This is a genomic window from Peribacillus sp. FSL M8-0224 (assembly GCF_038003055.1).
In the GTDB taxonomy this organism is placed as follows: domain Bacteria; phylum Bacillota; class Bacilli; order Bacillales; family DSM-1321; genus Peribacillus; species Peribacillus frigoritolerans.
The window spans coordinates 5,166,234-5,193,209 of record NZ_JBBOOJ010000001.1; the positions used below are offsets into that span (position 1 = coordinate 5,166,234).

Sequence of the window (26,976 nt, forward strand, 5' to 3'; positions counted from 1 at the left end):
TTCTTCCTTACTATTGTTTTAATTTTTCCTTCAGGAAAATCAACGTTCGTAACGTTGCCTCCCGGTCTTCTTCAGCCAAACCGCTCATTAATTGAAGTTCAAATTCCTCAACTACCTTTTTGGCCTCTTGATAAGTCCTTAAACCTGACTCCGTTAACTGTATTCTCCGTTCCCGTTTATCTTTTCCTGGAACTTGTTCAACCAACTCAAGCTCTTCCAGCCGGTTTACCGTCCTGGTTACCGTCGGTTTCTCCACATCTAAATAAGTGCTTATTTCAACAAGCGTAGAACAGCCGAACTGACTCAGATAATATACAATCGACCATTGGGAATGATAAAGATCAACCTTGGCCAATTGTTCATTTAACTTTTTCGTAAATGACCTTGAAAATTGTAAGTTATGATGAAAAAAACCATTTTGAAAGGACAAAGGTATTCCTCCTGTAAAGTAGTTACCTAGGTAACTATACACCTATTCATTAAAAATGTCTAGCCCTCAGGAAGAACGAAAACAATCGTAGGGACACTGTATCCTCAGCTTCTCCACCACTTCCGAGACAAAAAAACCCCTTTTCAGGAGATTCACGATTTTACTCTGAGTTTCATGCTTTTACTCGTCAATTTCACGCTTTTACTCGTGAGTTTGGGCGTTACCCGTGAGTTTCACACCTTTACTCGTGAGTTTCACGCTTTTACTCGTGAGTTTCACACTTTTACCCGTGAGTTTCACACCTTTACTCGTGAGTTTCACGCTTTTACTCGTGAATTTCATGCTTTTACTCGTGAGTTGGGCGTTACTCGTCAATTTCACGCTTTTACTCGTGAATTTTGTGCCATACACAAAAAGGAAACCCCGCTATTGGCGAGGTTTCCCAAATATATGCTTCTTTTCTGCTCATTGATAACATCAAGGCATATTTAACCGAGATAGCGGCAAACGATATAGCTTATCATCCTTTTCATCAGGATTTCCTCGGCCGTCCGTATTGTTGCTTATGAAATATATGAATTCTTCCTCAACGAATACATCACGTATCCTTCCTGAGCCCGTGATGATATTGGTCAGTTTTCCGCTCTTTACATCGTAACTCTTTAGCGCTTCGCCCCTTAAGGCAGCAAAATAAAGCTTTCCGTCAAAATAGGCCATGCCTGAAGGAGCCCATGTATTTTCACCGGAATGAATCAATGGTTTTATCATATCCGGTTTTTGCTCATCGCCCTGTATCTCTGGCCAGCCATAGTTCTTACCGGGGTCAATTTTATTTAATTCATCGTGGGCCGAATCTCCGTGCTCACTATCATACAACTGCCCTGCTTCATCCCAAGCAAGACCTTGTGGATTGCGGTGACCGTATGAATAGACATATGAATTCCCGAAAGGATTATCTTTAGGAATGGTGCCATCCAGGTTCAAGCGCAGAATTTTTCCGCCTAAAGATTCTATGTCCTGTGCGATTTCAGACTTTCTTGCATCACCTGTTGTTGCATATAGCTTATCATCCGGTCCAATCTTGATCCTGCCGCCATGGTGGAAGTCCCCGCTTGGTATTCCGTCGATTAAGGTCTCCATCTCCTGCCATATATCATCATTTTTTTCTAAAATGACGATGCGATTGATGGAGTTCCCTCCCTCTTCATAAGTATAATAGGCGAAAGCTTGCCCGCTCTTAGAGAAGTCGGGAGCTAGCAAAAATCCAAGCAATCCAGCTTCGGCTTTAGCTGACAATGTCTTTTTAAGATTGACCTTTTGCCGTGTCATCTTATCCTTGTCCCATTCGACGATGGTTCCAGTCCGCTCTGACACATACATTGTGTCCCCATTCTTCTGAATCGACCACGGGGCCTGCAGGTTCGTTACCAACACATCCGGATCTTCCCCTAAAGTGCCTGTCACTTCTTTGTCAGGATTCGGCTGGTTTTTGCTTTTGTCATCATTCATGTTGCAACCAGTTAAAAACAATGTAGCCATAAGGAAAAATAAGAGCAATTTTTTCAAAGTCTTTTCCCCCTTTGATTCTTGAGTTTAATAGGCTGACTGTTTAAGTACCTTTAAAATGGCCTCCGCGACGCCTGATTCATCATTCTTGCCTGTTACTTCATCACACAGATTTTTAATTTCGAGCGGGGCATTTCCCATTGCGACAGACAAACCTACCCGTTCAAACATGGATACATCATTATAATTATCTCCAATAGCCATGGTTTCCTGCATCGAGCCGGATTTTCCATTCACATATGTTTCAAGCGCCGTACCTTTTTGAGCCGTTTCACTCATGATTTCTACATTTTCACGTCCTGATGAAGTGACTGTAACTCCTTGTCCTTCCAATTTCGAAGCAATTTGATTTAATAAAGTTAAATCCTTTGAGAAGCTGAGAATTTTATAATATTCCTCATTCGAACGGCTGAATAACTCGGAATAATCGGAAATGGAGGTTACCTGTCCCAGCTGTAAACGCTGCTCTGCAAATTTTCGCATACCCTCAGGGTCAATGTCGGGATTGGCTGTAACGAATACATCAACCAAAACAGATATTGCGTTTTCATAGTCTTTGGAATAAATCCCCTGACTCGTATATATTTCGAAATAAATCCCTTGTTCTTCGAGGAATCCAGCGACCATTTTAGCAGTGGCTGCTGACATTGGATTGGAAGCGGCAATCTCCCCTTCCTCCGTGAAGAGGGCCGCACCATTTACACAGATGACAGGGCAAACGATGCCTGCTTCATCTAAAGCGAACCTTGCTTCCACATAAGATCTTCCAGTAGCAATGATCACTTCCACTCCCTCGCTTTGCGCCCTCAGGATTGCTTGTTTATTTTCCTCACTGACCTTTTGCATTTTGTTTAGCAATGTTCCGTCCATATCAATCGCAATCGTCTTTATCAATTCAATCGGCCCCTTTTTTCAATATAATCCCTATTTTAACCGAAAGGGCGTGGATAAACACGTTTAACAAACCCGTATATATTCTTGATGTGGCTTCAGGGGTTAAAAAATCCTTTTATGAATATAAATAAACTGCGCCTATTAAGGTAGGCGCAGTTTATTTTCTTAATGTAGAATCGTTTTTCTATCGGCATCTTGTGCCCGTTCAGTAATCTGTTCATTGATGTCTTTTTGAATATCATCGATGGCTGTAAAATCCATTGCTTTTACATAAATCTTTTCGAGTTCGTCATGCAGCTCTTTTGCCTTAGCCAGATTTGCTGTCGCTTCATTCATTTTCGTCCGATACCTGGTGGAAACATCCTTTAATTGATCGGCATATATTTCATCTGTTCCTGGCAAAATGGCCGTTTTATATATATCAATGATTTCGTCCCCTCCACAACTCGGGAAATATTCATGAGGCGATGTGCTGTCAAAAATGGCGATTCCCACCTCCCGGACGATTATCATGTCCAAGCTATGCGGATCGAAACCACAATGATATATTTCCACATCAAAGCCCCTTTGCTCCGCAGCCTTTGCAATCTTCTTCAGCATCGTTGATTTCCCTGAACCTGGACGCCCCTTTAAAAAGTACCGTTTTTGTATTCCCTCAGTAATATTGGGTATGAAATCAACTGCACCCGTTGGTGTAGCTGCACCTAAGAATCGGTGACGAACATCCGACTTCTTATTAAGGACGATATCTCTATAAAAGCTTTCAATCAATTTATTGGTCAACCCATTCAATTTTGCGAAATCAATATTTGACTTGTAAATGTCTTCCCATTCATCATGTATCTTTAATGCTTCAGCGAATAGGGTATATGCTTTCTCGAAACTCTTGCTTCTCGCATTCGTCAACTTTATGATGGCCGCTCTTTCAGAAGCCAGTTGCTGGGAATCCCAGGCAGCCCCAAGATTCACATATTCCTCAATCGCCCCTGGTGCCTTCGGCTCAATCACATGCGGCGCAGTCCCATCCACGATACCGATTTTCAAAGCCGGTATGATTACTCCATCAATGGATTCATTATCGGACGAACAATGTAAATACTCGATGTCATAGTCTTTATCCAGCCATTCTTGGCCGATTTTTTTCATAATGGTCGATTTACCGGAACCAGGTCCGCCTTTTAATATGAATAATCTTTCCAGACCTTTTAAATTTGAATCATATAAACTATAAAAACCTTTAGCCGTATTGCCTCCAGCAAAATAATTCATCACTTTTCCTGTCACTTTCACACTCTCCCTCACAATAAAGATGTGATCTTCAAGACAGCGTATGAAAAAAGTGCCTAATGGGTGAATACCTAAAGGTAAACAATTTATTTTATTAGGGCTGCAGATTCCGCTTGTGTGACTTCCAGGAATTCTGACGGTTTTAAAACGATCTGTGTACCGATTTTCCCTCCACTTACGATGATTTCAGTCAGGTTTGCTGCACTTTCATCGATAAAGGTCGGGTATTGTTTTTTCATTCCGATCGGGGAACAGCCTCCCCGAATGTACCCTGTGTATTTTTGCAGATCTTTAACCGCAAGCATTTCAATTTTTTTTGCACCTGCGGCCTTCGCTGCTTTTTTCAAGTCTAGTTCGGTGGCTACAGGAATGACAAATACGTAAAGCTGATGGGGTCCGTTATGGGTGACAAGCGTTTTAAAAACGGTTTCTGGCGCTTTTCCAATCTTGTCCGCAACAGTGATCCCATCAATTTTTCCATCGCGGGCATCATAACTCATCATGCCATACTCTATACGTTTGTTATCAAGAATTCGCATTGCATTCGTTTTACTGGCTCCCATAAGAAAATTCCCCTTATCGTTTTCTTCCATCTTACCATTTTAATTACCAGGCAAAAAGAAAAGCACAGTGCTTATGCATCTGTGCTTTTAGACTATAGACAAATTCGAGGAAAAGCCTGTTTTCCTCAGTTTTTATTAAAAAAAGTTCCAGTTGTTTTCTGAAGTCCGCTCTCTTTTCGACAAATTGAAACACACACAGTGTTTTTTCATCCTAAGAGTCATTCTAAATGACGTCTTTGGAAATCCGCTATCCTCTTGTAGTCGCCTTCCAATTGCCTGCTTACGGATAAATAAATTGACATCAATTCTTCATACACTTTGACGTTCTCTTCGATCGGGACAAGTTCATTCGTTTCACCAACCATACCCTCAACCTCATCAAGGCTTTCGATTTCGCCTAAAGCATATAATCCAAGAACGGCGGCACCTAAGCTCGAACTCTCAAAGCTTTCTGGAATTGTCACGTTTTGATTGAATATATCAGCCATGATTTGGCGCCAGAGCTTCGAACGGACAAATCCGCCGCTTGCATGAATCTTCTCGGGAGCACCAGTCAATTCCTTTACGGCTATAAGGACACTGTACAAGTTATACATTACACCCTCCAGTACTGCCCGGACCATATGGTCACGAGTGTGATGAAGCGCCAGTCCAAAGAAGGAGCCCCTTGCATCGGCACTCCATAATGGTGCCCGTTCCCCTGCCATATACGGATGGAATATCAACCCATCAGAACCAGGTGCAATATTAGAAGCCATATCCGTCAGAATCTCATAGGAGTCCTGTCCCGAAGCCTTCGCTTTTTCGATTTCCACACGGCCCAATTGATCGCGTGCCCATCGGAAGGTGATTCCCCCATTGTTGACCGGTCCGCCGATTACCCAATGATTCTCAGTAAGGGCATAGCAGAATGTCCGGCCTTTGGGATCGGTAAGCGGCCTGTCACTGACGGTTCTTACCGCACCGCTCGTTCCGATTGTCACTGCCAGAACTCCTGGCTTGATTGCGTTTTGACCTAAGTTGGCAAGCACGCCATCACTCGCTCCAATTACAAACGGTGTACCAGCATGAATGTTCATTTTTGCAGCTAATTCCTCACTTAAGCCTGAGAGGATATGCGTTGTAGGGACAAGCATCGGCAGCTTATCAGCCCCAATTCCAGCAATGGTGAGTGCCTCTTCATCCCACTTCAGTTCATTCATGTTGAACATGCCCGTTGCAGAAGCGAGTGAATAATCCATTACATACTCATTGAAAAATTTATAGATGATGTATTCTTTAATTCCTATAAATTTGTCCGTTTCGTTAAAAATCCCGGGGTGCTCATTTCTTAACCACATTACTTTCGTGATTGGGGACATCGGGTGAACAGGCGTTCCGGTCCTGTGATACAATTGCATCCCCTGTTCCGAAGCCTTCAGTTTCCTCGCATAGCCAACACTTCGATTATCCGCCCATGTAATGCTATTCGTAAGCGGGTTGCCGTCCTTACCCATGGCGATCAAGCTATGCATCGCCGAACTGAACGATATCAAGCCCAGTTCTTGCTTTTCTATTCCGCTTGCAATCATGACCTCGCCTATAGCAATGATGACCGCTTTATAAATTTCTTCGGGATCTTGTTCCGCCACGGAAGGAGTTGGACTGTGCAGAGGATATCCCCTCGAACAAGATTGGACAACCTCCCCCCCTTTTGAAAAAAGAACAACTTTCGTACTCGTCGTGCCAATATCGATCCCCATCATATAACCTGAATGTTTCATATATACATCATGCTCCTTTCTCTTAAACAATTGAATTCAATAGTAAGATTAGGATAAGTGAAACGACTGATATAATCATTTCCATAACCGTTCAAGACTTTATCGTCTGTGCGACTGCCGACCATCCAAAATCTGCTCCATTCACATGTGATGGAGTAAGGACCGGCGGCAATTTACTATAACGCCAGGACAGCAGATATGATCGGCAGGCAGCTCAATACATTTTTAAATGCACCGCCCGCTCCAATAATCAAGATGATGGAGGCAGCGGATATGAATTGGTTTTGCTCCCCTTTATTAAAACCTCTAGCGCAACCTAATGTAAAGAATGAAACCATGAGGCGCAATGATTGGTTTTCCTATGAAATCAACCCATCATTCCATGTTGAATCTTCACCAAAGCTCCGATCAACATTACCAAGAATATTACCTACCCCTGTCTGAACAGCATCTGCAACATCCCGAATATCCATACCTGTGGTGATCCATAAAATGGCGGAAGCGAGCAGTAATGCAATAAATGGGTTTCATTTTACTTTGGCATGATAAAACCGGGCAACAAGCCCACCTATCCAAATAAACCAAACATCTTATTCAAGCATTCACCCTAAATAGGAAAGGAATCCATCAAGGTAAGATCTCAATGAAAAAAGCATGGAACCCGTTCATTATGAACTAAACTCGATGCCTGATTCAGTCATGGATCGATCAACCGCCAATAAAAAGAGGACCGGATCTTTGCTTGATTTCTTCCTCCAGTTGCTCAGGATAGGCAATGAGGAAGCAGGTGGATGGTCCTGATGATTTTTCAATATCGACTTTATCACTTATATGCACAGAAACACCTTCACCACTTTGATCCAGATGCCCCCATTCATATTCTATCCCTTTTGAGCCGACTGGAAGTGCCTGAACACCTTCCATTTCACATAAGCTTTTATATAATGATAATGGTGCGACCCACTCTTGCTGTTCCATTACTTCTTCTCCAACGAGCGGCCTGCCGATCAAAGCGATTTTCCGTAAGGGCTGTTGCTTTTTAACACGTTCATTCACTCGTTTACCAATCACCATAAGACCAAGTGCTGACTGAAGAAGCGGCATGTTACTTTCTGTGCTGCCAGTGATGGGGAGATCCTCCATTCCCAATTCATTCAGCCCCTTCCTGACACCCCTGGTCAAGTCCTCCCAGGCTTCATCACCGCAGAAATTATTTAGTACGACGGATACGGGTCTTCCGCCAACACCCAGGCATTCCATGACGGCAACCCGAAAGGAATAATATCCAACGACCTCATAAGGGACATGGACAAGATCTTTTTCCTTTTGCCCGATCCCGCCGCTATTGTCACTTGAGACGATCAAGGAATCTGATTCGGAAAATGGCAAAATCAATGAATCACTCATTCTGCTAATCCATCTTTAAAAATGATTTTTTTCAAAACAGGTTCCAAGCGCGGCAATAAAAGGACTGCCAATACTACATTTACCGCCGTCGCCAACGTTAACCCCGGAACCAATAACGTGTAAAAGCCAGGGCTGATCAGAAATGCGAAAGGCAGGGCCAAAACGAAGGCATTACTGATAAAGAAGAGGAAAAATGCGCCTACTTTTTTTCCGTTTATATATAAAATGCTAAACATCCATGTCAGGACAGCCATTTCGACCATGATCAAAAAGTGGAATGGCCCAAGTGTCATGCCGCCGATGAACGCTGAAATGATATGGCCAAGCCCAGCAACTATAGCCCCCGATACCGGGCCAAGTATGACAGCCGCCAAGAGGGCAGGAAAACTATCCAAAGCGATGCTTCCGATCGGTGAAGGGATTTTAATCATTGCCCCTACCGCCGATAAGGCGATGAATATAGCAATTGCACTAATTTTTCTTACATCCATATTTACTCTTTTTCCTTTCTTTTCCCTCCTCGGAACACATTTGCGCTGCGGATATATTCCACATCTTTTACACCAAGACGGAAATTGATCACACGTGCAACAGCAAAGAAGTAATCCGACAAACGATTTAAATATTGAAGTGATAATGGTGAAACGGCCGCACCCGACTTAATCAATGAAACGACCAGCCGTTCTGCCCTTCTTGTCACGGTTCGGGCAATGTGAATCGTTGCAGCCGCTTTTGAGCCGCCAGGCAGGATAAACTTTTCCAATTCCGGCGCTTCAAGTATGAAGGTATCTATCCGTTCTTCCAAATAGGTAATGGCCTCATCCGTCAGCTTTTGCGGGGCCTTATCGGAAACCGTTGCCAAATCACCGCCGCAGTCAAACAACTCATGCTGGATTTTCTCTAGATCGGCCAGTACATCCGTAAATATCGCAGGATCCAATTCTGTCACCGCAAGACCGATATAGCTATTCACTTCATCTACCGTTCCATAAGATTCAACACGAATGTCATCCTTGTCAAGCCGACCTCCGATTACGCTGGTTTGTCCCTTATCCCCTGTACGTGTATAGATTTTCATCCCAATTACCTCCTCTACTTTATTCGCTGGTTAATTCCATACCAGATGATATCAACGCGTTTTGATATGGATGCTACATCTTGATAGACCCATCCGCAGGCATCGCGCCATCTGCGGTCTCTTGCTTCAATCGGGACAATTCCCTTGGAAATATCAGAACCGATTACAATGCAGCTGTGTTCATCCCTATCATTCTCCCATATTCGCCAATCAGCCATGATTTCCTTCCATCTTCTTCGAATTGAATCTGAATCCATCTTTTCTGCATCTTGTTGAATCCATGCATCCAAACCTTGCAATACAACTGCCCTGCCTTGGAAATCAATCAATTCCGGCTGTTCTTGTCGATAACCGGATAACCAAAGGACATCATTTTCCAAACCATACAATTGCTTTACCCACTTAGTTTTCCCATTATAGGCGCCTCCTGTAACAAAGTGCAGCGTTCTCCCCTCCTTAAGCTGTTCCGGTCTTCCCATATCAGCTCATATCCCCTGCCATGGGAAATTCCCCAATCAAAAAAGGACTTTTCCTTCGGGGCATAGCGGACCAATAAATCACGAATTACCCCTCCATGCGTCATTAGGGCAAATCGGTTCTCCTTACAGGCAATCAATTGTTTCCAGCCATTATTCACACGTTCGGAAAATGCCGGATAACTTTCACCCCCAGGCACCAGTGCCTCCATGGGACGTACCAGCCAATTAAGATAATCTCCATCTGTCTTCAACTCATGATACGTCCGCCCTTCCCAATTGCCGAAGTTCATCTCACGGAACAAAGGGTTTTTGATCGGAACTGCATCTGGAAACAACAGGCGTGCAGTTTCCACACATCGGGACAAATCACTGCTGAAAATTTTTTCATACTGTGGGTACGAGCCCCTTAAGTCCAGTATTTCCTTTTCTCCTTCGGTACTTAATGGAGAATCCGTCCAGCCTAAATAGGCCTTTCGTTCATTAGCTACTGTCAGCCCATGGCGAAGTAGTGTAATAGCCACAATATCAGCCATAACCAAAGCTCAACCCCTTCCACGGATGCCCCCAGTACATCCCCCGTTATCCCACCGAACCAACTGAGGATTTTACGTTTCATATATACCAGGAAAAACACGGCAGCCAGACACATGATGAAAAATAAGGGGACAAGCTTAAAATCGATGATCCAGGCAAGCGCCAAACTTACAAGGAGGTACAGCCAATAAATGGGCAAACTGCATTTCATCACTGCACTTTGAAAAAAAGCACCTAGCCCCTCTTTTTTAGCGAGCGGCATCCGGATGAGTAAATAACCCATCACACATTTACTTAAGAGCGGAAGAGCGATGATCAAGAAGTATGTCCATTCATTTACCCTTTCGACAATTTCATAGATAAATAGAAACCGGGCGGCCAATAGGACTATGACGGAGATGACACCGAATGCACCTGTCCTGGAATCCTTCATGATTTCCAATCGCCGCTCTTTATCCTGATAGGAAAAAAAAGCATCACTTGCATCGATCCAGCCATCGAGATGCAAGCCTCCCGTTAATGCCATGGTCAAAAACCAAAGGAAAAAGGCAATCGAAAGCGATGACAATGGGGTCCATTCCACAAGTGCATACAAAACGCCGCCCAATATCAAGCCTAGCAAAAGACCTACTAATGGAAAGGTTTGAATGGCACGGTGAATATATTTCTTCTCCATCGGAAGCTGCTTCTTTATTGGAAAGACCGTAAAGAACTGCAGGTTAATTAAAAATCCGATCACTCCGCTCATTCCTGCATGCCCCCTTTCTTCCGCAATGGAATTCCCGCTTCCACTAGATAGGCTTCATCGGCCAGCCCGACGATCGTTTGATGAAGCAACCCCAGTGTTTTTCCGTATATATGAAGGAAATCATCCTGGAAAATCGGTTCCTGCACCAATTCATTGCTCACGACAATTAAACAATTGGATTGTTTTTTTATCTCATTGATTCCGGTTATTATTTTTGAAAAAACGCTATTTAAGAATTCTTCTTCAAGCGGAAGGCCAGGACCAAATAGTTCGTTATCAAGCAGGGTTGTCAGACAATCAAGCAGAATTATGGAATCCTGATCAATATCCGCCCCTATTCTTGTAATATCCGTTGCGTATTCGGAGGTCTTCCACGTAATCGGGCTGCTTTCCCTATCTTTCCGGTGCCTAAGGATGCGTTCACCCATCTCAGCGTCACTGACTCGGCCACAGGCGAGGTAATGCAAGTTCCCATCCATCTGGAGTGCATACTCCAGGGCTTTTCTTTCCGCGAAGCTGCTTTTTCCAGAACGGACACCCCCGGTTATAAAACAGAGCCTTGCTTTCTCCACTGTCTTACCCCCTCCATCAGTGCTTCGTTATCATGTTCACTCTTCACTGCAAACCGAAGCCACCTTCCATCCAAACCCGGAAAATTATAGGTATGGCGCGGTACGATTCCTTTTTTCAGCAAAAAGGGGAAAAGGGATAAAGATTCATCTTTCACCAAATAAAAATTAACTGTGCTATCGGAGACATCCAACCCCTGCTCCTCATAAAACAGGAATAGTTTTTGCTTTTGCCATGCAATATAGTCTCTTGTTTTTCTCATATAGGCATCTTCTGCAAGACAGATTTTCCCTACTTCAAGTGCCACATGGTTGACGCTCCAATGCGGTTTATAATTTCTTACCCGTTTTATGATGTCAGGTGACGCAAGCAAATAGCCTAGTCTCAAACCGGGGATCGCAAAGATTTTAGTCATTGATCTTAGTATGAGTAAATGTGGAAATGCATTGATTAAAGAAGCATAACTAAAGGCATCCTCCGTGAAATCATAAAAGGCCTCATCCAGGACAACCAGGCAATTCGCTTTTTGGCATTCAATGATCAATTCCCTAACTGTATCCCGCTTAAATGAAACTCCCGTCGGATTATTAGGCGTACATAAGAAAATGGCATCATATTCGGGTAATCGCGGAATCAATCGTTTCAGGTCCAATTGCCACCCAGGAGCATCAAGCTGGTGAAAATCGACCTTACAGCCCGCTGCCAAACAAGCTTCAGCATATTCCGCAAATGCCGGCTGTATGATTAGCACCCTTTGATTGGCTAATCCGTTCGCTACCAGCATGATGATTTCAGCACCACCGTTCCCCATCAAAACGGATTGCTCAGGAAGTGATTCTTTTTTTGCAATTGATTTTGTCAGTTCAATGGCATGCGGATCTGGATATTGAAGGATCCCTTCGAAAAACCCAGACCACTGTTCCTTTATCCGTAAAGGCGGACCCAATGGGTTGATGTTAGCACTGAAGTCGAGAACCGATTCAGGCATTTCGATTTCCAGCGCTTCATAAAGATAATGAGGATTAGAGCCATGAGAAGGTAATGTCAAGAATAAGTCCCCCTAGCCATAGCATCAGCAGAAATAGAAAAGATGACCGATGCATGATGGTAATCGTTTGTGGTATATGTTTTGCTTCCAATCGAACAAGCGGAACTCCCATCCTCGCACGGTCGGAAACAATTCCTTTGTACATGTTCCGGCCTCCAAGCTGGATTCCCAAAATGGCCGCAACGCCTGCTTCACACCACCCGCTATTCGGGCTTGGATGTTTCTTTGCGTCATTGAATAATATCTTCCACCTGGCGCCGAATCCATGATAGCCGGATTTCGAGCTCAGCAACATCAGGAAGCCGGTGAGGCGGCTGGGTATCCAGTTGACGATATCATCGAGCTTAGCTGAAGCCCAGCCGAATTGCCCATATTTATCATTCTTGTACCCTACCATGGAATCGCAGGTATTAATCGCCCTGTACACCATCGCGAGCGGCGCACCGCCGATAGCTGCCCAAAATAATGGCGCTGTAATCCCATCACTGGTATTTTCCGCTACGGTTTCCACGGTGCCCCTGACGATTTCTGGTTCATCAAGCTCAGCCGTATCACGGCCAACGATATAGGAAAGCTTTACCCTCGCCTCAGGGAAATTCCGTTCATTAAGCGGAAGGCAAACATCCATCCCAGCTTGCTTCAAGCCCTTCTGAGCTATCGTTGTGGAAATGACAACAGCTTCCCAAAGGATACCTGCAAGCGGATGGATTAGATAAGCCAAATAAACGGTAAGAACTGTAATCAATAACACCGCCGATAGGACGATGATCAACATGAAGAGCCCTTTCCGTTTCTTATATGCCCCTTTATTGAATGCCAGATCCAACTTGCTAATCATCGTTCCTATCCATTTGACTGGATGCGGCCAACTTGGCGGATCTCCAATTAATAAATCAAGGAAGAACGCCAGCGTAACCGCAAAAAGATGATGATAAATCATAATTCCTCAATCCGTTTCCGATTATTCGTTAAGGCTTCCACTGTACAATCATATACACCGCGACTGATCAGCTTCCCTAACGGAGTGATGGTGCCTGCATATTGAAGCTTTGCCCCTCTTTGAGTTGCCGCAATCAACATGCTGTCTGTCGATGTTCCTGTTGCACAAGTATTTGTCACCTTATCCATGACATGCAAATCATGAAGCGCTTTTACTTTTGCCTCGGTCGCAGTCACTATACTGTGGATATATGCCTCTTCTGCCAAATGTCCATTTACAAATATCCATGTATTTATCGTTCCTGGAGCGGAACTCCAAGAATGCCGGTCAGCTAATGAAGCGTCGATGGCATTCCCTACACCGGCCGTTACAATGATAAAAACCGAGAAATCTTCAGCTCTTAATAGCTTGCTTGCGACCGTATCGAGAAAGACAGCTGTCATCATCCCTACCGTTTCCTGAGGCTCAAAACCATGAGTTGTTAAATAGTCGGCCATTTCAACATGATGATCCTCGCAATCATAGCCATGATGGACGTGCCTATTCACAAAATACTTATGCCAGCCCGTCCCCGAACCAGTCACTCCAGAAGACATCGTTCTAAGCGGGATCGGAGACTTCAATTGAATCATCTCAAATCCGACTGTCAAATAAGAATCATCAATTTCCAACGGGATAGTATCCTGGCCATGCTTTTCCGGAACGATGAACATTTGCGGTTTCGGAAGGGCGGGATGTGGGTGTTTTTCGATCGTCGTATGATATACATCCTGAATCCGTTCCTGTTGAAGCACTTCATTCGGCACATCAACAACCTGAATCTGCCCTTTCTCAAGCAGCATAAGCCGATCACAATATAATCCAGCCAAATTCAAATCATGAAAAATTGAAATAACGGTCAACTTCTGCTCTTTTGCCATTTTCCTCATTAGATCAAGAAGATCTTTTTGATAGGAAAGATCCAAATGGTTCGTAGGTTCGTCCAAAAAAAGGATTTCCGGCTCTTGGGCAAGGGCCTGTGCCAGCAGGACCCTCTGTCTTTCCCCTCCTGATAATCGATCAAAATGAAGATCCTGAAAATCAGCTACTCCCGTTTGTTCCATCACCCGCTGGACAATCGATTCATCTTCTGCGGACCAACTATGGAACCAACCTGATTGATGGGCATATCGCCCAAGTGAGACCGTCTCTTTTACTGTATAGGAGAAAGCTAATGAGGAATGCTGAGGGAGCACGGCAATGACCTGTGCAAGTTGTTTTGACGAATAATCCTTCAAATCCCTGCCGCTTATCCTTACGCTTCCGCCTTTATAATCGAGCACCCCGCTAAGCATACTTAAAAGCGTCGTTTTCCCGCTGCCATTAGGACCAAGAATCCCGAATAATTCCCCTTTATGTACATCAAAAGAGACAGAGTCCAAAACAGCTTTGTTGTGATATCCACCTGTTAACCCTTTTACTTCAAGCATCCGTTTTTACCCTTCTCTCCGTCTCTTTAATAAAATCAGCGCAAATGCAGGTGCCCCGATAAGTGAGGTAATCACCCCGATCGGCAGTTCCGATGGGGCAATGATCGTTCGTGCTACAAAATCGGCCAATATCAAGAATCCGCCTCCTATCAACAATGACAACGGAAGCAAATGTTTATGGTCAGGTCCCCAAATCTTTCGGACAAAATGAGGAATGACCAATCCTACAAAACCAATCGCCCCTGAAACGGCAACGGCTGCCCCTGTCAATGTCGAACCGGCTATCAAGATCCACATTTTCCGCCGCTTGACATTCACACCTAAGTGTTTTGCCCGGTCTTCCCCGAAAGTCATCGCATTCAATTCACTTGTATTCATGATCAAGGTCAACGAACCAATGATAAAAAACGGCAAAATGATTACGATATAATTCCATCCGCGCATTGAGACGCTTCCCATCAGCCAGCCGATGATTTGTCTTAATTCATCACCCGTCAGCGCAATCATCAATGAAATGAAGGCACTTAAAAACGAGCTGAAAATGATTCCCGTTAAAATGATCGTTTCCACTTTCATCGATCGATCCATTTTTTTTGCAAAAGTCAGTACGCAGAGCATCGTGAGCACTGAACATAAGATACTCAATGCCGGAAGGGTATATAAACCGATGAATGGCAGTGATATATTCAAGAATATTGTCAAAACGGCTCCGACCGATGCTCCTGATGAAATACCTAATGTGTAAGGATCAGCGAGCGGGTTCCGGAGCAGTCCCTGAAAAGCCGCACCCGCAATCGCAAGTGATGCCCCAACCAAACCAGCGAGCAGCACCCGCGGCAAGCGGATGTTCATCACGATATTCGTTAGCATCACATCCGGATCGGCAGAAATCGGCAAGTGGAAAATCTCCTTGCCGATTATTTGTATAAGTACGGGAATCGGTACTGGCACCGAACCAAAGGAAATGCCTATCGTCATTGCGAATAACAAAATGAACAACGCAATCAAATAAGCAAACGCCCATTTAGTTGTCAAATTGGTTCGGATAGACTGATTTGGCAAGTTCCTCTACTCCCTCTATTAAGCGTGGACCGGAACGGGTCACCAAGTCAGAATGGACATCAAAGACTTGGCCATTCTTAACAGCATTTACGTCTTGCCATCCTTTTCGGCCCTTCACTTCACTTACTGCATCTTTCGTATAATAACCATACGTTGTAATGATGACATCAGGATTTGCAGCAATCATCGACTCTTCATCAATTTTTGCCCAACCGTCCAATTCAGCAGCCGCATTATTCGCTGAAATAGTTTGAAGCATCTCATTCATGAAAGTATTTTTTCCAGGTGTGTATATTTCCGGTGAAGGCGAAACTTCCACTAAAACGGTCTTCCTATCCTCTTCCTTTACGGATTTGGCCTTTTCCTGGATATCCTTGAGCTTCGTTTTCATATCCGCAACGATTTCGTTTGCCTTATCATGTTCTCCCGTTGCCTGTCCAATCATTTCAATAGACTCATAGACTTGGTCAAAGCTTTGGGCATCATTGACTACGAGCACATCTATTCCAGCATCCTTAAGCTGCTGTAAACCCTCATTTGAATTATGGGCACTTGATGCATGCGCAAGAACAAGGTCAGGCTTCATGGAGACAATCAGCTCCGTGTTCATTTCCATTCCGCCAACTTTTTGAATTTCTTTCGTTTCCTCCGGGTAATTATCATTGTCGGAAACACCAACGACCTTTTTACCCAAACCAAGTGCAAAGACCACTTCCGTATTACTTGGTATCAACGAAACGATTTTCTTCGGTTCTTTTTCTATCGTTACTTTTTCCCCACTTGCATCTTTAATCGTAATCGGGAAAGCTTCGTGTTGAGCATGATTCGTTTGCTCCTTTTCTTTTCCTTCATCAGCAGCACCACCGCAGCCAACCATCATGCCTGCAGTCAGTAACATTAACAGTATCAGACCAAAAATCTTCTTCATTTTCATTCCCCACAATCTTTTTATTTAATTTCTTCATACCTAACAGAGAAAACCAATCCTGGAAGATGCCCCCAAAACAAAAAGCATCTCCCGTTAAACGGAAGATGCTTGCATGGCAACAATATCAATACGGACTCTATCTTAGGGTCTGCCACACACCTTCCCATCCGCGTAGGTTACAGGTGTACGAATTCTGGCAGGTCTCCTGGCTCATGGTCTTCGTCAACGGCACCTTCCCATATCTCATACAGTGGTACACAGCCGTCAGCTCCCATATACAGTGGCGGGACCGCGTTGGCATTTCACCAACTTCCCTTTTAAGTCATTAAGACACCAAATCGTTCATATGTATATAATTTTCACTGCCTTCATTATACACCATGTAAGAATCGATTATTATATGATTTTTCTGAACAAGTGCGAAATGACCCTTCCGCCTTCAATGCTTTGAAGCATTTTCAATCAGCGACGCAAACCCATTGATCGATAACCCCGGTGAAATCCGAACTCTATGCAGAGCATGCATCCCTTGGTCGCTTGAAGCTCCCCCAGGTTCGGTAGTGACTGCCATTTTGTATCCAGCTTCTTCTGACAGCCTGAGACTCTCTTCGTTATACCGGCCAACCGGATAGGAAAGCACTGTCGTGTCCTGGTCGAGGATACGGTCGAACAGCACCTTCGACTGAACCATTTCCGCTTCTTGCTGCTCTGCCGTCATGCGGTTCAGCTCCAAATGGTTGATGGTATGGCTTTCAATCGAAATCCCATCCCTGCTCATCTCCAACATTTGATTTTCAGTCAGGTGATGACCTTTATCTATGGACTTCCCGATCATGAAGACAGTTGCTTTCATATCATTTTCTTTTAATATCGGGAAAGCCTCCGTGTAGTTATCTGTATAGCCATCATCAAAAGTAAGCCAGACGCACTTCTCACTTGGCATCCGATTCTCGGCTAAAACGAGGAATGCTTCTTCAGGGGATAATGTATAGTAACCATTCTCCCGAAGCCAAGCCATCTGTGATCGGAATTCCTCCCTTGGGACCCGAAGGCCATTACCTTGGGAAATGCTGTGATACATCAAAATCGGAAGCTGGACCGGGGACTCGGCCTTTATCCAGTCTCCCGTATCGATTTGCCCCTCCGAATCCTGCCCGCTCCCATTCTCAGCCGCTTCGGCCACTTCAATGTCATCTTCCGCAATCGGTGCAGCCGTCTTTGTGCCTATCCCCTCTAAAATCCCTTGTGTGCATCCAGGTAAAATCAAAACCCCCAGCAATGCCGCCATCCTTAAAACTCTATATTTTTTCACTATCATTCTCCTGATTTTTTTATAGTATAATAGTACCAGAAAACCAATGGACAATAAAGTATTCCATTTAATGAAAAAAGAGGAAAAACGAGAGCTTTGCGATGCGCTAAACATTTATGAGGATTTTTTTTCATAACTATGTGCTATTAGCTTGAAAAGTTTGCCTATAAGAAATATAATAAATAAGTCGTCGACTTTAATATATGTCCCAGTAGCTCAGCAGGATAGAGCGACAGCCTCCTAAGCTGTAGGTCGTAGGTTCGATTCCTATCTGGGACGCTAATTATAAACCCCTGTTACAAGCGGTCCTTCCGCGGAGTAACAGGGGTTTTTTTCTGTTGGTTAAGAACAATTGATTTTTTGATGGAGAAAACACAGGTCTCAAGGCTAAATTTTTTCATCAAGCCATATAGATATAAAACCTGATTGCAAAACTATGCATAAAGGTTGGAAATATTGGCGAACAAGAATACAAACTGTTTGATAGTAAAAAAAGTCTTATTTATCACGTCGATAAATACAAATACTGATTTCGGGATATAATCATTTTTTTTTGAAATATATGTTTTAACCTGTCCCATCCGGGTATACAAATACTGTAAGACATTCTCACCAAAGGAGATGATAGTGCATGATGAGTACAATCAGAAGCCAATGGAACAAAGAGAATGACGCAGCGGTGTTTAGTCCCGGTGATCAGCGTTAGAGTCAATTGAAGAGTTGGATGATAATCAAACATGGGAATTACTAGTCTTCTCATCCAAAGGAGGAAGATACGATCATGAGTATTTACAGCCTATGGAATCCAGAGAATGATGAAGCAATTTTCAGTCCGGGTGATCAGAAGCCATTCAGTACGCTCATACGAGTAGATTCGGATAAACACACACACACTGACAAAACACTTGAATATGAATTACATGGCACCGTACTGAATGAAATTTAGTCGAAGCAGGAATATACCGAAAAAGGATGGAGCGATTGCTCCATCCTTTTACTTTTATTTATCGAATTTCAGTTTCGCCAAGGCATCTGCCAATGCAGTATTGATCGGCTCTTCTTTATTTTGCTTTTTCATATAATTGGATACTTCATTTTTGGATACTTTTTGATTTTTATTTTGCCCTCTTCGTTTATTGTAAGAAGATAGTTTTTCGTGAAAACCGCATTTACAGGTGAATGTCTGTGCTTCTCCTTGACCGCGCATTTCCATCTTTTTATGGCATTGCGGGCATCTGGCATTTGTTACACGTGAAACACTTTTTTTGTGGCCGCAATCACGATCTTGACAGACAAGCATTTTTCCCTTTTTACCATTCACTTCTAGCATCAGCTTGCCGCAATCAGGACATTTCGTTCCTGACACGTTATCATGCTTGAATTTTTGATCACTATTTTTGATTTCATGGACGATATTTTTGGCGTAGGCGCGCATATCACCGATGAAAGCCTGTTTTGGCAGCTTTCCTTTTGCTATCGCAGTTAACTTTTGCTCCCATTGAGCTGTCAAAGCTGGAGAACGCAAGTCTTCAGGTGCCAATTGAAGAAGTTGTTTTCCTTTTGAGGTGACATGAAGACCCTTTCCTCTCTTCTCGATCAGGAAGCTATTGAATAGTTTTTCAATAACATCCGCACGTGTTGCAACAGTTCCAATCCCGCCAGTTTCACCAAGAGTCTTGATGAGCTCTTTGCTTTCCCCTGCCATGAAACGAGCAGGATTCTCCATTGCCGAAAGAAGCGACCCCTCATTGAATGGTTCCGGCGGTTTCGTTTCACCCTCTGTTTGTTTCACAGTCGAAATGGTTAAACTGTCACCTTTTTGAACGTTCGGAAGCAGTTGCTCCGCAAGGCCATCTTTAGCTTCTTCCTCATCGAATTGGTGATCATAAACTTCCTTCCAACCTGACTTCAGGATGACCTTCCCTTTTGCCATGAACGTCTCCTGCCCCATTTTTGCGGTGATGGTCGTTTGTTCATATTCAAAAGGCGGCATCAATACAGCAAGGAACCTTTTAACGACCAAATCATAGATTTTCGATTCTTTGTCGCTCAGTTTTCCCGGTAGCGGCGTTTGCTCAGTGGGGATGATTGCATGGTGATCAGAAACCTTGCTATCGTCCACGAACGATTTATTTGTTTTAATCGGGCTGCGCAGGATCCTTGATGCATACTGGGCATATGGTTTAATGCTTACAGCCTGTAATCTTTCTTTTAGCGTATCAACCAAATCCGTTGATAAAAAGCGTGAATCCGTCCTTGGATAAGTCAAGACCTTATGGCTTTCATATAAGCGCTGCATGATCGATAACGTCTCCTTCGCCGAATAGCCGAATTTCTTATTGGCATCCCGTTGAAGTTCTGTTAAATCATATAAGGAAGGGGCAAAACTTTTCTTATGTGCCTTGTTCACTTCAACCACTTCTGCACTTTTCCCCTTAACGGCTGCAAGAACCTTTTCTGCCTTGTTTTTATCAAATGTGCGGATATCTTTTGATTGGGCATCTTGCCAGACGAGGCGCAAATTGGGTTCTGCAATTGCCGAAACGCCATAATATTTCTTAGGCTGGAATTGTTTTATTTCCTCTTCTTTTTTTGCAATCATCGCAAGTGTCGGCGTTTGGACCCTCCCGCAGGATAACTGGGCATTGTGCTTGGTCGTTAGGGCACGCGTCGCGTTCATCCCAACGATCCAGTCCGCTTCCGCCCTTGCTACAGCAGAGGCAAATAGATTTTCATACTCCTTGCCATCTTTCAGATTTTTAAATCCATCTTTGATCGCTTTATCCGTTACAGAGGAAATCCAAAGCCGCTTGACCGGCTTCTTCACATTCGCTTTTTCGAGAATCCAGCGTGCAACAAGTTCCCCTTCACGGCCTGCATCCGTTGCAATGATGACATCCTTGACATCATTGCGATTCAATTGTGTTTTAACCGATTGAAACTGTTTGCCTGATTGCTTGATCACGACCAATTTCAAAGCAGGCGGCAACATGGGCAGGTCCTCAAGGCGCCACGTTTTATATTTTTCATCATAAGATTCCGGATCTGCATGGGTAACCAAATGACCCAGTGCCCAAGTGACGATATACTGATCGCCTTCAAAAAAGCCATTCCCCTTTTTTCCACAATTCAGCACTTTTGCTATATCTCTTCCGACCGAGGGTTTCTCGGCCAGTACGACTGTTTTACTCATATTAACATCCTTTCGCTTTTAAACTGGTTCCTCTATTATCTCATATAATTTATGACAGGGCGATAATGCACCATGGCATTGGATCTATTGGTTCACTTTAAGGATTCCCCGTACCCACATATATGTAAATTAATAGATTAGATAGCATTCCCGTGCAGATTTTAGTATGATGAAACGTAGGGATTTTTTCAAATTAATTGGGAGGTTCAATATAAATGAGCTTACTTTCTATAGATAAATTAGCACACAGCTTTGGCGACCGTACCTTATTCAAGGATGTTTCCTTCCGCCTGATGGCCGGCGAACATGTTGGTCTGGTCGGGGCAAATGGTGTCGGGAAATCAACGATGATGAATATCATTACAGGACAACTTATCCATGATGATGGCCGGGTCGAATGGACACCTGGTGTCGAATATGGCTATCTTGATCAACATACGATACTTTCAAAAGGTAAATCGATTCGCGACGTCTTACGGGATGCCTACTTGCCTTTATTCGAGCAGGAAAAAGCACTGAATGAAGTTACAGAGAAAATGGGTACGGCCACTCCGGAGGAACTTGAAGAACTCTTGGAACAAATGGGTGAAATCCAGGACAAGCTGGAAGCCGGCGGTTTTTACAATCTGGATATTAAAATTGAAGAAGCGGCCCGCGGTTTAGGGTTGGATGCAATCGGTTTGGACCGTGATGTCTCTGCCCTTAGCGGCGGACAACGGACAAAGGTTTTACTAGCCAAGCTACTTTTGGAACAGCCTGAAGTACTGCTTCTTGATGAACCGACGAACTACTTGGATGTGGAGCATATCCGCTGGCTGAGCAGCTACTTAAAGGAATATCCACATGCATTTCTATTGATTTCGCATGATACCGAGTTCATGAACGGCGTCGTCGACGTCATCTTCCATCTTGAATTTTCTAAATTGACCCGTTACACGGCAACTTATGAAAAGTTCCTTGAGCTGGCTGAATTGAATAAAAACCAACATATTAACGCCTATGAAAAACAGCGCGAATTCATTAAAAAGCAGGAAGATTTCATTGCAAAGAATAAAGCACGCTATTCAACGACCGGACGGGCAAAGAGCCGTCAAAAGCAATTGAATCGCATGGAACGCATCGATCGTCCGGAAACTGCAATGAAACCTACCTTTGACTTTAAAGAGTCACGTGCGAGCAGCCGTTATGTCTTTGAAGGTGAAGATCTGGAAATCGGATATGACCGCCCATTGCTTCCGAAGTTGTCCATGACCATCGAGCGGGGAGAAAAAATTGCCGTGGTCGGCTGTAACGGAGTTGGTAAATCCACTCTATTAAAAACGATTTTGGGTAAAATCGATCCTCTAGGAGGTAAAAGATCACTTGGCGATTTCCTTTTTTCTTCGTATTTTGAACAAGAAGTGAAAGCAGGCGATACGACGCCGATCGATGAAGTATGGAATGCATTTCCGCATCTGGACCAACCGCAGGTACGTGCGATTCTTGCCCGTGTCGGTTTGAAAAACGAGCACATTACACGTCCGATGAGCCATTTAAGCGGTGGGGAACAAGCTAAAGTGCGCCTATGTAAACTCATGCTTACCGAAAGCAATTGGCTGTTATTCGATGAACCGACGAACCATTTGGATGTCGTTGCAAAAGAAGAACTGAAACGAGCATTGAAAGAGTATAAAGGAACGATTGTCCTCGTATGCCATGAACCTGATTTCTATGAAGATTGGGTTACCAAAGTATGGGATGTAGAGGAATGGTCGGCACAAAATTAATTTTTTCGGGGATGCTGCAGAAGCGGCATCCCCTTTATTGTGGAATAAATAAAAAGCTGACTGAAAACACTCCTTCAGTCAGCTTTCATTTCCTCATCATGCAGCTTAAACTCGTTCCGCCACCAAGGTATATGTTTTCGGAAGCCCAATATCATGGATTTTATGATTCGGTTCTTCCTCGAGCACTTTAATAACGAGTCCTGATTGACCTATTGACGTTATAAGTTCCCCGATTGTCCACTTACGCTGTACAACTCTTGAAAGGCTCCCTTTTTCCTCATCCGGCATATGCTTCGAAAAGGCGACCTCATTGTTTTCGATTGCCGGAGCGAAATAGTTGCCTGTTATTTTATGTTTTTTACCATTTGAAGTAATGAGCTTTGTTGAAATCGGATGAAATTCATGCAGTACGAATCGGCCTCCGGGTTTCAGCATCTTTTTAATTTTTTCAAATAACGGCTGCAGATCTATTAAGTAATGAAGGACACCGAGCTCCATTAAAACCAAATCCTGATTCCCCGATTCATGCTCGGGTGATAGCGAAAGGACATCCGAAACGATATACTCGATGGAGACTTTGGCGCCACTTGCCAGCTCATTTGCAAACATTGCGTTTTCCTGGGAAAAATCAACAACTTTCACTTCTGCTCCCAATATGGCCAGTGCAACTGCCTTAACACCGTTCGATCCCATCAAATGAGTGATTTTTTTGCCGGATATTTCCCCCATATATTTATAAAAAGGGTGCAGTCTCCATTTTGGGTTTTGTTTGATTTTTGATGCCAATTCAACGGGATCTCCATAACGATTGACAAGCGCTAAATAATTATTCTGGTTCCAGGCTTGTTCATTTTCCGCTGTGAACCCCTTCTGCTCGGCTGATAAGTAAGCATGAATCTCGGCACTGAACTTTCTCATTTCTTCTTCGTATAAATAACTGTATAACGACCTGCACCAAACCTCCATATCCCCCATCTTTATGGATAAACGATAAGGATCCGTTTTAATGGTCGTGTTAAACCGGCAGCGAACAGTGACAGATATCCCCTCGACATCCATTAGAAAGAATGCAGTCTCAGGACTTCTTTCAGGCTTTGTTGGCACGTATTCGGAAAAAAGATCCAAAGCCTCATTAAAGACATCCCATTGTACATCCATGTCGATTTCCTTATAGTCATCGATTTCTACTCCTTGTACGAAAAGAGCAGATCGACCTGTATATTGGTAGGGAATATTAGCTTGATCCAATATGTTCGCCATTAATGTGATTGTTTGATAATAACTTGCCTTCATATGTACCTCCTAAACATCAAAAGAGCATGAAAATTATTCTTCTATAGCAAATTCCAAACCGGTACTCGTAATGGCAATCAGCTCTTCATCTTGGCGATCTATGCCATAAACGAGTAATGTAACAAGCATATATATGGCTCTGAACCGGGCTAGGCTCTCTGTTTCCTTTTCGATTTCACCATAGATTTCGAAAAAAGCACTGCGCACCTCTTTTGGGAAATAACTGTATAAAAAGGAGAAATCAATGGCTGGATTCCCGATATGGACATCTCCCCAATCAATGACACCTGCGAGAACGCCTTCGTCATCAAGTAAAACATTCCGGATATGGATGTCTCCGTGAACGAGCGAAATCGGATGCAGAACATCCAATTCACCTAAGGTTTCAACAAAATCCTTAACTGCATGCGCCTGTTCAAAGTATCCTAGCTTTATTAGATTCGAGACATTTTCCATAAGTGATTTCTTTCGATAGGGTACATCCAGCCTCATCATCCCATCAGGCTGCACACCTAAACGCATAGCCTTTTCGACAGGGAAACTGTGAAGAACCTTCAAAAAGCGGGCAAATCTTTTTGCCGATTCGACCTTATTTGCTTTTGCTCCTTCTACAGGCAAGTGTCCTTTCACCATTTTATAACCGGTAAAAGGATAAGGATACAAAGTGCTTGGTTTCCCTAAAAAAATGGGTTCAGGGATAGCAAGCGGAAAAGTGCCTGCAATGGAAGGCAAAAGCTGGTTTTCCACTTGAATCAACGTAACTGCAATAGGGCGGCGGGGAAAACGGAATACAAATTGCCCATTGATTTGTATGACCGTGTTATCGAAACCCTCCCCAAGTTGCTTGATCTCTTTCAACTCAATTTCCGGAAACTGCAGCATGATCAATTTCCCTGCCAGCTCCAGAGAAACTGGATATTCTGCCAACCAAGGCTTGTTCACTCCCGTCTCCCCCTTTTACCGGTTTCTCCCTCTATTGGGGCTGCTGCCAGATCCACCTCTGCGATTACTCGCGCCTTGTGTACTAGTTGATCTACGGCTGTCTCTTTGACCTCCTCGTGGATTGTCACGCTTTTGTCCACGGCCGTCTTCCGAGCGGCCACTCCGCGGATTCTCTCGCCTTGGTCCGCGGTTGTTTTCCGAACGAACTCCACGTGAATCCTCACGTATAGGCCCGCGGCTGTTTTCCATCCGGCCTCCACGTGGTTTCTCCCTCTCGACTTCACGATTGTCCGCTTGATTTACAGAACGGTGACTGCCCCTATTCGGTCCTCTCGTATCGATCCGTTCCCGATGTTTCCTTCCTCCTCCCGAACGCGGGCGGCGAGTACCCTCATCGGAAGAGTCATCATGACGCTTCCTTTTTTGCCTCACCTCATCGGGTTGGAACATTTTCACTCCTTCAATCGTCCTTCTTTCGATTTTCATGGAGATCCCTTTTTCAATATCGCTTAATAGCTGAAGATCCTTCGTTGCTATGAAGGTGACAGCCAAGCCATTCTCACCCGCGCGGCCCGTCCGGCCGATTCGGTGGATGTAACTTTCTGCATCCTCGGGAACATCGTAATTAAACACATGGGTCACGCCTTCTACATCAAGCCCTCGTGCAGCAACATCCGTCGCCACTAAATATTGAAGCTTTGCGTCTCTGAAGTTTTTCATGACACGTTCCCGCTTTGCCTGTGAAAGGTCACCATGAAGCTCTTCAGAATTGAATCCAGCTGCCTTCAGGGCATCATTCAATACCGAAACGCGACGTTTTGTACGGCAAAATATGATTGCAAGGTATGGCTGTTCTTCTTTGATCATGTTGATTAATGAAGATTGTTTGGCACGATCGGTCGTCTCGATGACAAGCTGCCTGATTTTCTCGACCGTTACTTGCTCAGCCTTCACAGCGGCAGTTAATGGTTTAGTCATATAGCGTTTAGCCAATTGATGAACCTGTTCAGGCATCGTCGCTGAAAAGAGCAGCGTTTGGCGCTCCTCTGGAAGCTGTTCCATGATTTCTTCCACTTCTGGTAAAAACCCAATATGAAGCATTTGATCAGCTTCATCTAGCACAAGCGTTCCAGTTTGTGAGAGATCGATGGTGCCTCTTCGTAAATGATCTAATAACCTGCCTGGCGTGGCGACCACCACGGAAATGTTTCTTGTCAGCTTTTTCATTTGCTGCTCGACATCCTGTCCGCCATAAACTGCAAGCACTTGAAGCCCTTCGATTTCATCAGCGAATTTTTTCAATTCAGCAGTGATTTGCAAAGCCAATTCCCTTGTTGGCGTGACGATCAGTGATTGTATGTGGGATGCGGCGGGATCGACTTTTTCCAGGATTGGCAGCAAAAAGGCCAAAGTCTTCCCCGTTCCTGTCTGCGCCTTTGCGATGACATCCCTTCCAGCAAGGATATCGGGTATCGATTTCTCCTGAATCGGGGTAGGGGCGGATATTCCTATTTGCTTTAATATGTTGTTAATCGCCGGGCTGACGCCAAGGTCGATGAATTCTGTCATGTATGGGCCTACTTTCTGAATTTCTTCATTTAATTTACTGATAAATCCACTTAAATGGTAACAGCTGCCTTCACTTCAAGTCATTATCCTTAGTCTAAGCTATTTGTTAGTATATCATTATCTATTTTCGAGAAA

Annotated in this window: 27 protein-coding genes, 1 tRNA gene, 1 pseudogene and 1 riboswitch; of the genes and pseudogenes, 3 read left to right on the top strand and 26 right to left on the bottom strand. The window is 44.0% G+C overall.

The annotated features are described in order from the left end of the window. Positions 1 to 10: 10 nt before the first annotated feature. The 22 genes and pseudogenes from MKX49_RS25140 to MKX49_RS25240 form a co-directional block, all read right to left on the bottom strand. Positions 11 to 430, bottom strand: coding sequence for a MarR family winged helix-turn-helix transcriptional regulator (locus tag MKX49_RS25140; protein WP_318291537.1), 420 nt, complete (start codon positions 428 to 430; stop codon positions 11 to 13). A gap of 477 nt (positions 431 to 907) precedes the next feature. Continuing rightward, positions 908 to 1,996, bottom strand: a complete 1,089-nt coding sequence (locus tag MKX49_RS25145; protein WP_340878173.1) for a PQQ-dependent sugar dehydrogenase — start codon at positions 1,994 to 1,996, stop codon at positions 908 to 910. Between the two features lie 27 nt (positions 1,997 to 2,023). After that, on the bottom strand, positions 2,024 to 2,890 hold the full coding sequence (locus MKX49_RS25150) for a Cof-type HAD-IIB family hydrolase (RefSeq protein ID WP_340878174.1): 867 nt from the start codon (positions 2,888 to 2,890) through the stop codon (positions 2,024 to 2,026). A 165-nt stretch (positions 2,891 to 3,055) separates the two neighbouring features. Beyond that, positions 3,056 to 4,174 (bottom strand): PRK06851 family protein, encoded by a 1,119-nt coding sequence (locus tag MKX49_RS25155; RefSeq protein WP_340878175.1) that lies wholly within the window; start codon positions 4,172 to 4,174, stop codon positions 3,056 to 3,058. Positions 4,175 to 4,263: 89 nt separating this feature from the next. Beyond that, complete coding sequence (ybaK, locus tag MKX49_RS25160; RefSeq protein WP_340878177.1) at positions 4,264 to 4,740, bottom strand: Cys-tRNA(Pro) deacylase; 477 nt, start codon at positions 4,738 to 4,740, stop codon at positions 4,264 to 4,266. A gap of 218 nt (positions 4,741 to 4,958) precedes the next feature. Further along, on the bottom strand, positions 4,959 to 6,503 hold the full coding sequence (gntK, locus tag MKX49_RS25165) for a gluconokinase (RefSeq protein ID WP_340878178.1): 1,545 nt from the start codon (positions 6,501 to 6,503) through the stop codon (positions 4,959 to 4,961). Positions 6,504 to 6,679: 176 nt separating this feature from the next. Next, positions 6,680 to 6,841 carry a GntT/GntP/DsdX family permease gene (locus MKX49_RS25170; protein WP_323596457.1) on the bottom strand — a complete coding sequence of 54 codons (162 nt, stop codon included), beginning with the start codon at positions 6,839 to 6,841 and terminating at the stop codon, positions 6,680 to 6,682. A gap of 21 nt (positions 6,842 to 6,862) precedes the next feature. Continuing rightward, a complete protein-coding gene (locus tag MKX49_RS25175) occupies positions 6,863 to 7,021 on the bottom strand; it encodes a GntT/GntP/DsdX family permease (RefSeq protein ID WP_340878617.1) in 159 nt (52 codons plus the stop codon). Between the two features lie 190 nt (positions 7,022 to 7,211). Beyond that, complete coding sequence (locus MKX49_RS25180; protein WP_340878179.1) at positions 7,212 to 7,910, bottom strand: ATP-binding protein; 699 nt, start codon at positions 7,908 to 7,910, stop codon at positions 7,212 to 7,214. Then, positions 7,907 to 8,401 carry an ECF transporter S component gene (locus MKX49_RS25185; protein WP_262870332.1) on the bottom strand — a complete coding sequence of 165 codons (495 nt, stop codon included), beginning with the start codon at positions 8,399 to 8,401 and terminating at the stop codon, positions 7,907 to 7,909. The genes MKX49_RS25180 and MKX49_RS25185 overlap by 4 nt, the downstream gene beginning before the upstream one ends. A gap of 2 nt (positions 8,402 to 8,403) precedes the next feature. After that, complete coding sequence (locus MKX49_RS25190; RefSeq protein ID WP_340878180.1) at positions 8,404 to 8,988, bottom strand: cob(I)yrinic acid a,c-diamide adenosyltransferase; 585 nt, start codon at positions 8,986 to 8,988, stop codon at positions 8,404 to 8,406. A 14-nt stretch (positions 8,989 to 9,002) separates the two neighbouring features. Beyond that, on the bottom strand, positions 9,003 to 9,467 hold the full coding sequence (locus MKX49_RS25195) for a bifunctional adenosylcobinamide kinase/adenosylcobinamide-phosphate guanylyltransferase (protein WP_340878181.1): 465 nt from the start codon (positions 9,465 to 9,467) through the stop codon (positions 9,003 to 9,005). After that, positions 9,383 to 10,000, bottom strand: a complete 618-nt coding sequence (locus MKX49_RS25200; RefSeq protein ID WP_340878182.1) for a histidine phosphatase family protein — start codon at positions 9,998 to 10,000, stop codon at positions 9,383 to 9,385. Before MKX49_RS25200 ends, MKX49_RS25195 begins: the two co-directional genes overlap by 85 nt. Further along, complete coding sequence (cobS, locus tag MKX49_RS25205) at positions 9,958 to 10,749, bottom strand: adenosylcobinamide-GDP ribazoletransferase (RefSeq protein ID WP_340878183.1); 792 nt, start codon at positions 10,747 to 10,749, stop codon at positions 9,958 to 9,960. The genes MKX49_RS25200 and cobS overlap by 43 nt, the downstream gene beginning before the upstream one ends. Beyond that, positions 10,746 to 11,321: a bifunctional adenosylcobinamide kinase/adenosylcobinamide-phosphate guanylyltransferase gene (locus MKX49_RS25210; RefSeq protein ID WP_340878184.1), complete on the bottom strand. Its 576-nt coding sequence runs from the start codon at positions 11,319 to 11,321 to the stop codon at positions 10,746 to 10,748. The genes cobS and MKX49_RS25210 overlap by 4 nt, the downstream gene beginning before the upstream one ends. After that, positions 11,294 to 12,367, bottom strand: a complete 1,074-nt coding sequence (cobD, locus tag MKX49_RS25215; protein ID WP_340878185.1) for a threonine-phosphate decarboxylase CobD — start codon at positions 12,365 to 12,367, stop codon at positions 11,294 to 11,296. Before cobD ends, MKX49_RS25210 begins: the two co-directional genes overlap by 28 nt. Then, positions 12,342 to 13,307: an adenosylcobinamide-phosphate synthase CbiB gene (cbiB, locus tag MKX49_RS25220; RefSeq protein ID WP_340878186.1), complete on the bottom strand. Its 966-nt coding sequence runs from the start codon at positions 13,305 to 13,307 to the stop codon at positions 12,342 to 12,344. The genes cobD and cbiB overlap by 26 nt, the downstream gene beginning before the upstream one ends. Beyond that, positions 13,304 to 14,020 carry an adenosylcobinamide amidohydrolase gene (locus MKX49_RS28495; RefSeq protein ID WP_422395110.1) on the bottom strand — a complete coding sequence of 239 codons (717 nt, stop codon included), beginning with the start codon at positions 14,018 to 14,020 and terminating at the stop codon, positions 13,304 to 13,306. Before MKX49_RS28495 ends, cbiB begins: the two co-directional genes overlap by 4 nt. Positions 14,021 to 14,026: 6 nt before the next feature. Next, positions 14,027 to 14,776, bottom strand: a pseudogene (locus tag MKX49_RS28500) (heme ABC transporter ATP-binding protein); the annotation flags it as partial. A 6-nt stretch (positions 14,777 to 14,782) separates the two neighbouring features. Next, complete coding sequence (locus tag MKX49_RS25230; protein ID WP_252268105.1) at positions 14,783 to 15,838, bottom strand: FecCD family ABC transporter permease; 1,056 nt, start codon at positions 15,836 to 15,838, stop codon at positions 14,783 to 14,785. Next, positions 15,801 to 16,766, bottom strand: coding sequence for an ABC transporter substrate-binding protein (locus MKX49_RS25235; RefSeq protein WP_340878187.1), 966 nt, complete (start codon positions 16,764 to 16,766; stop codon positions 15,801 to 15,803). Before MKX49_RS25235 ends, MKX49_RS25230 begins: the two co-directional genes overlap by 38 nt. A gap of 178 nt (positions 16,767 to 16,944) precedes the next feature. Beyond that, positions 16,945 to 17,119, bottom strand: a riboswitch (cobalamin riboswitch). 86 nt (positions 17,120 to 17,205) lie between these two features. Beyond that, on the bottom strand, positions 17,206 to 18,054 hold the full coding sequence (locus MKX49_RS25240; RefSeq protein WP_445670175.1) for a polysaccharide deacetylase family protein: 849 nt from the start codon (positions 18,052 to 18,054) through the stop codon (positions 17,206 to 17,208). A gap of 229 nt (positions 18,055 to 18,283) precedes the next feature. On the opposite strand from MKX49_RS25240, the gene MKX49_RS25245 reads away from it, so the two are divergent. Together MKX49_RS25245 and MKX49_RS25250 are read left to right on the top strand one after the other, a co-directional pair. Beyond that, positions 18,284 to 18,357, top strand: a tRNA-Arg gene (locus MKX49_RS25245). Between the two features lie 502 nt (positions 18,358 to 18,859). Then, positions 18,860 to 19,024, top strand: coding sequence for a hypothetical protein (locus MKX49_RS25250; protein ID WP_156404392.1), 165 nt, complete (start codon positions 18,860 to 18,862; stop codon positions 19,022 to 19,024). 54 nt (positions 19,025 to 19,078) lie between these two features. Here the strand turns inward: MKX49_RS25250 and MKX49_RS25255 are convergent, their stop codons facing one another. After that, positions 19,079 to 21,271, bottom strand: coding sequence for a DNA topoisomerase III (locus MKX49_RS25255; RefSeq protein ID WP_340878189.1), 2,193 nt, complete (start codon positions 21,269 to 21,271; stop codon positions 19,079 to 19,081). A 215-nt stretch (positions 21,272 to 21,486) separates the two neighbouring features. Between MKX49_RS25255 and MKX49_RS25260 the strand changes: the two genes are divergently transcribed. After that, the gene (locus MKX49_RS25260) at positions 21,487 to 23,037 is read left to right on the top strand and encodes an ABC-F family ATP-binding cassette domain-containing protein (protein WP_202186238.1); all 1,551 of its coding nucleotides are present in this window, start codon (positions 21,487 to 21,489) and stop codon (positions 23,035 to 23,037) included. Between the two features lie 105 nt (positions 23,038 to 23,142). Here MKX49_RS25260 and MKX49_RS25265 read toward each other — a convergent pair whose 3' ends face one another. From MKX49_RS25265 to MKX49_RS25275, 3 genes are read right to left on the bottom strand one after another with little or no spacing between them, the layout of a single operon-like run. Next, positions 23,143 to 24,330 carry a class I SAM-dependent methyltransferase gene (locus MKX49_RS25265; RefSeq protein ID WP_340878190.1) on the bottom strand — a complete coding sequence of 396 codons (1,188 nt, stop codon included), beginning with the start codon at positions 24,328 to 24,330 and terminating at the stop codon, positions 23,143 to 23,145. Between the two features lie 33 nt (positions 24,331 to 24,363). Beyond that, the gene (locus MKX49_RS25270; RefSeq protein ID WP_340878191.1) at positions 24,364 to 25,272 is read right to left on the bottom strand and encodes a phosphotransferase; all 909 of its coding nucleotides are present in this window, start codon (positions 25,270 to 25,272) and stop codon (positions 24,364 to 24,366) included. A 15-nt stretch (positions 25,273 to 25,287) separates the two neighbouring features. Then, positions 25,288 to 26,841, bottom strand: coding sequence for a DEAD/DEAH box helicase (locus MKX49_RS25275; RefSeq protein ID WP_340878192.1), 1,554 nt, complete (start codon positions 26,839 to 26,841; stop codon positions 25,288 to 25,290). Between the last annotated feature and the right edge of the window lie 135 nt (positions 26,842 to 26,976).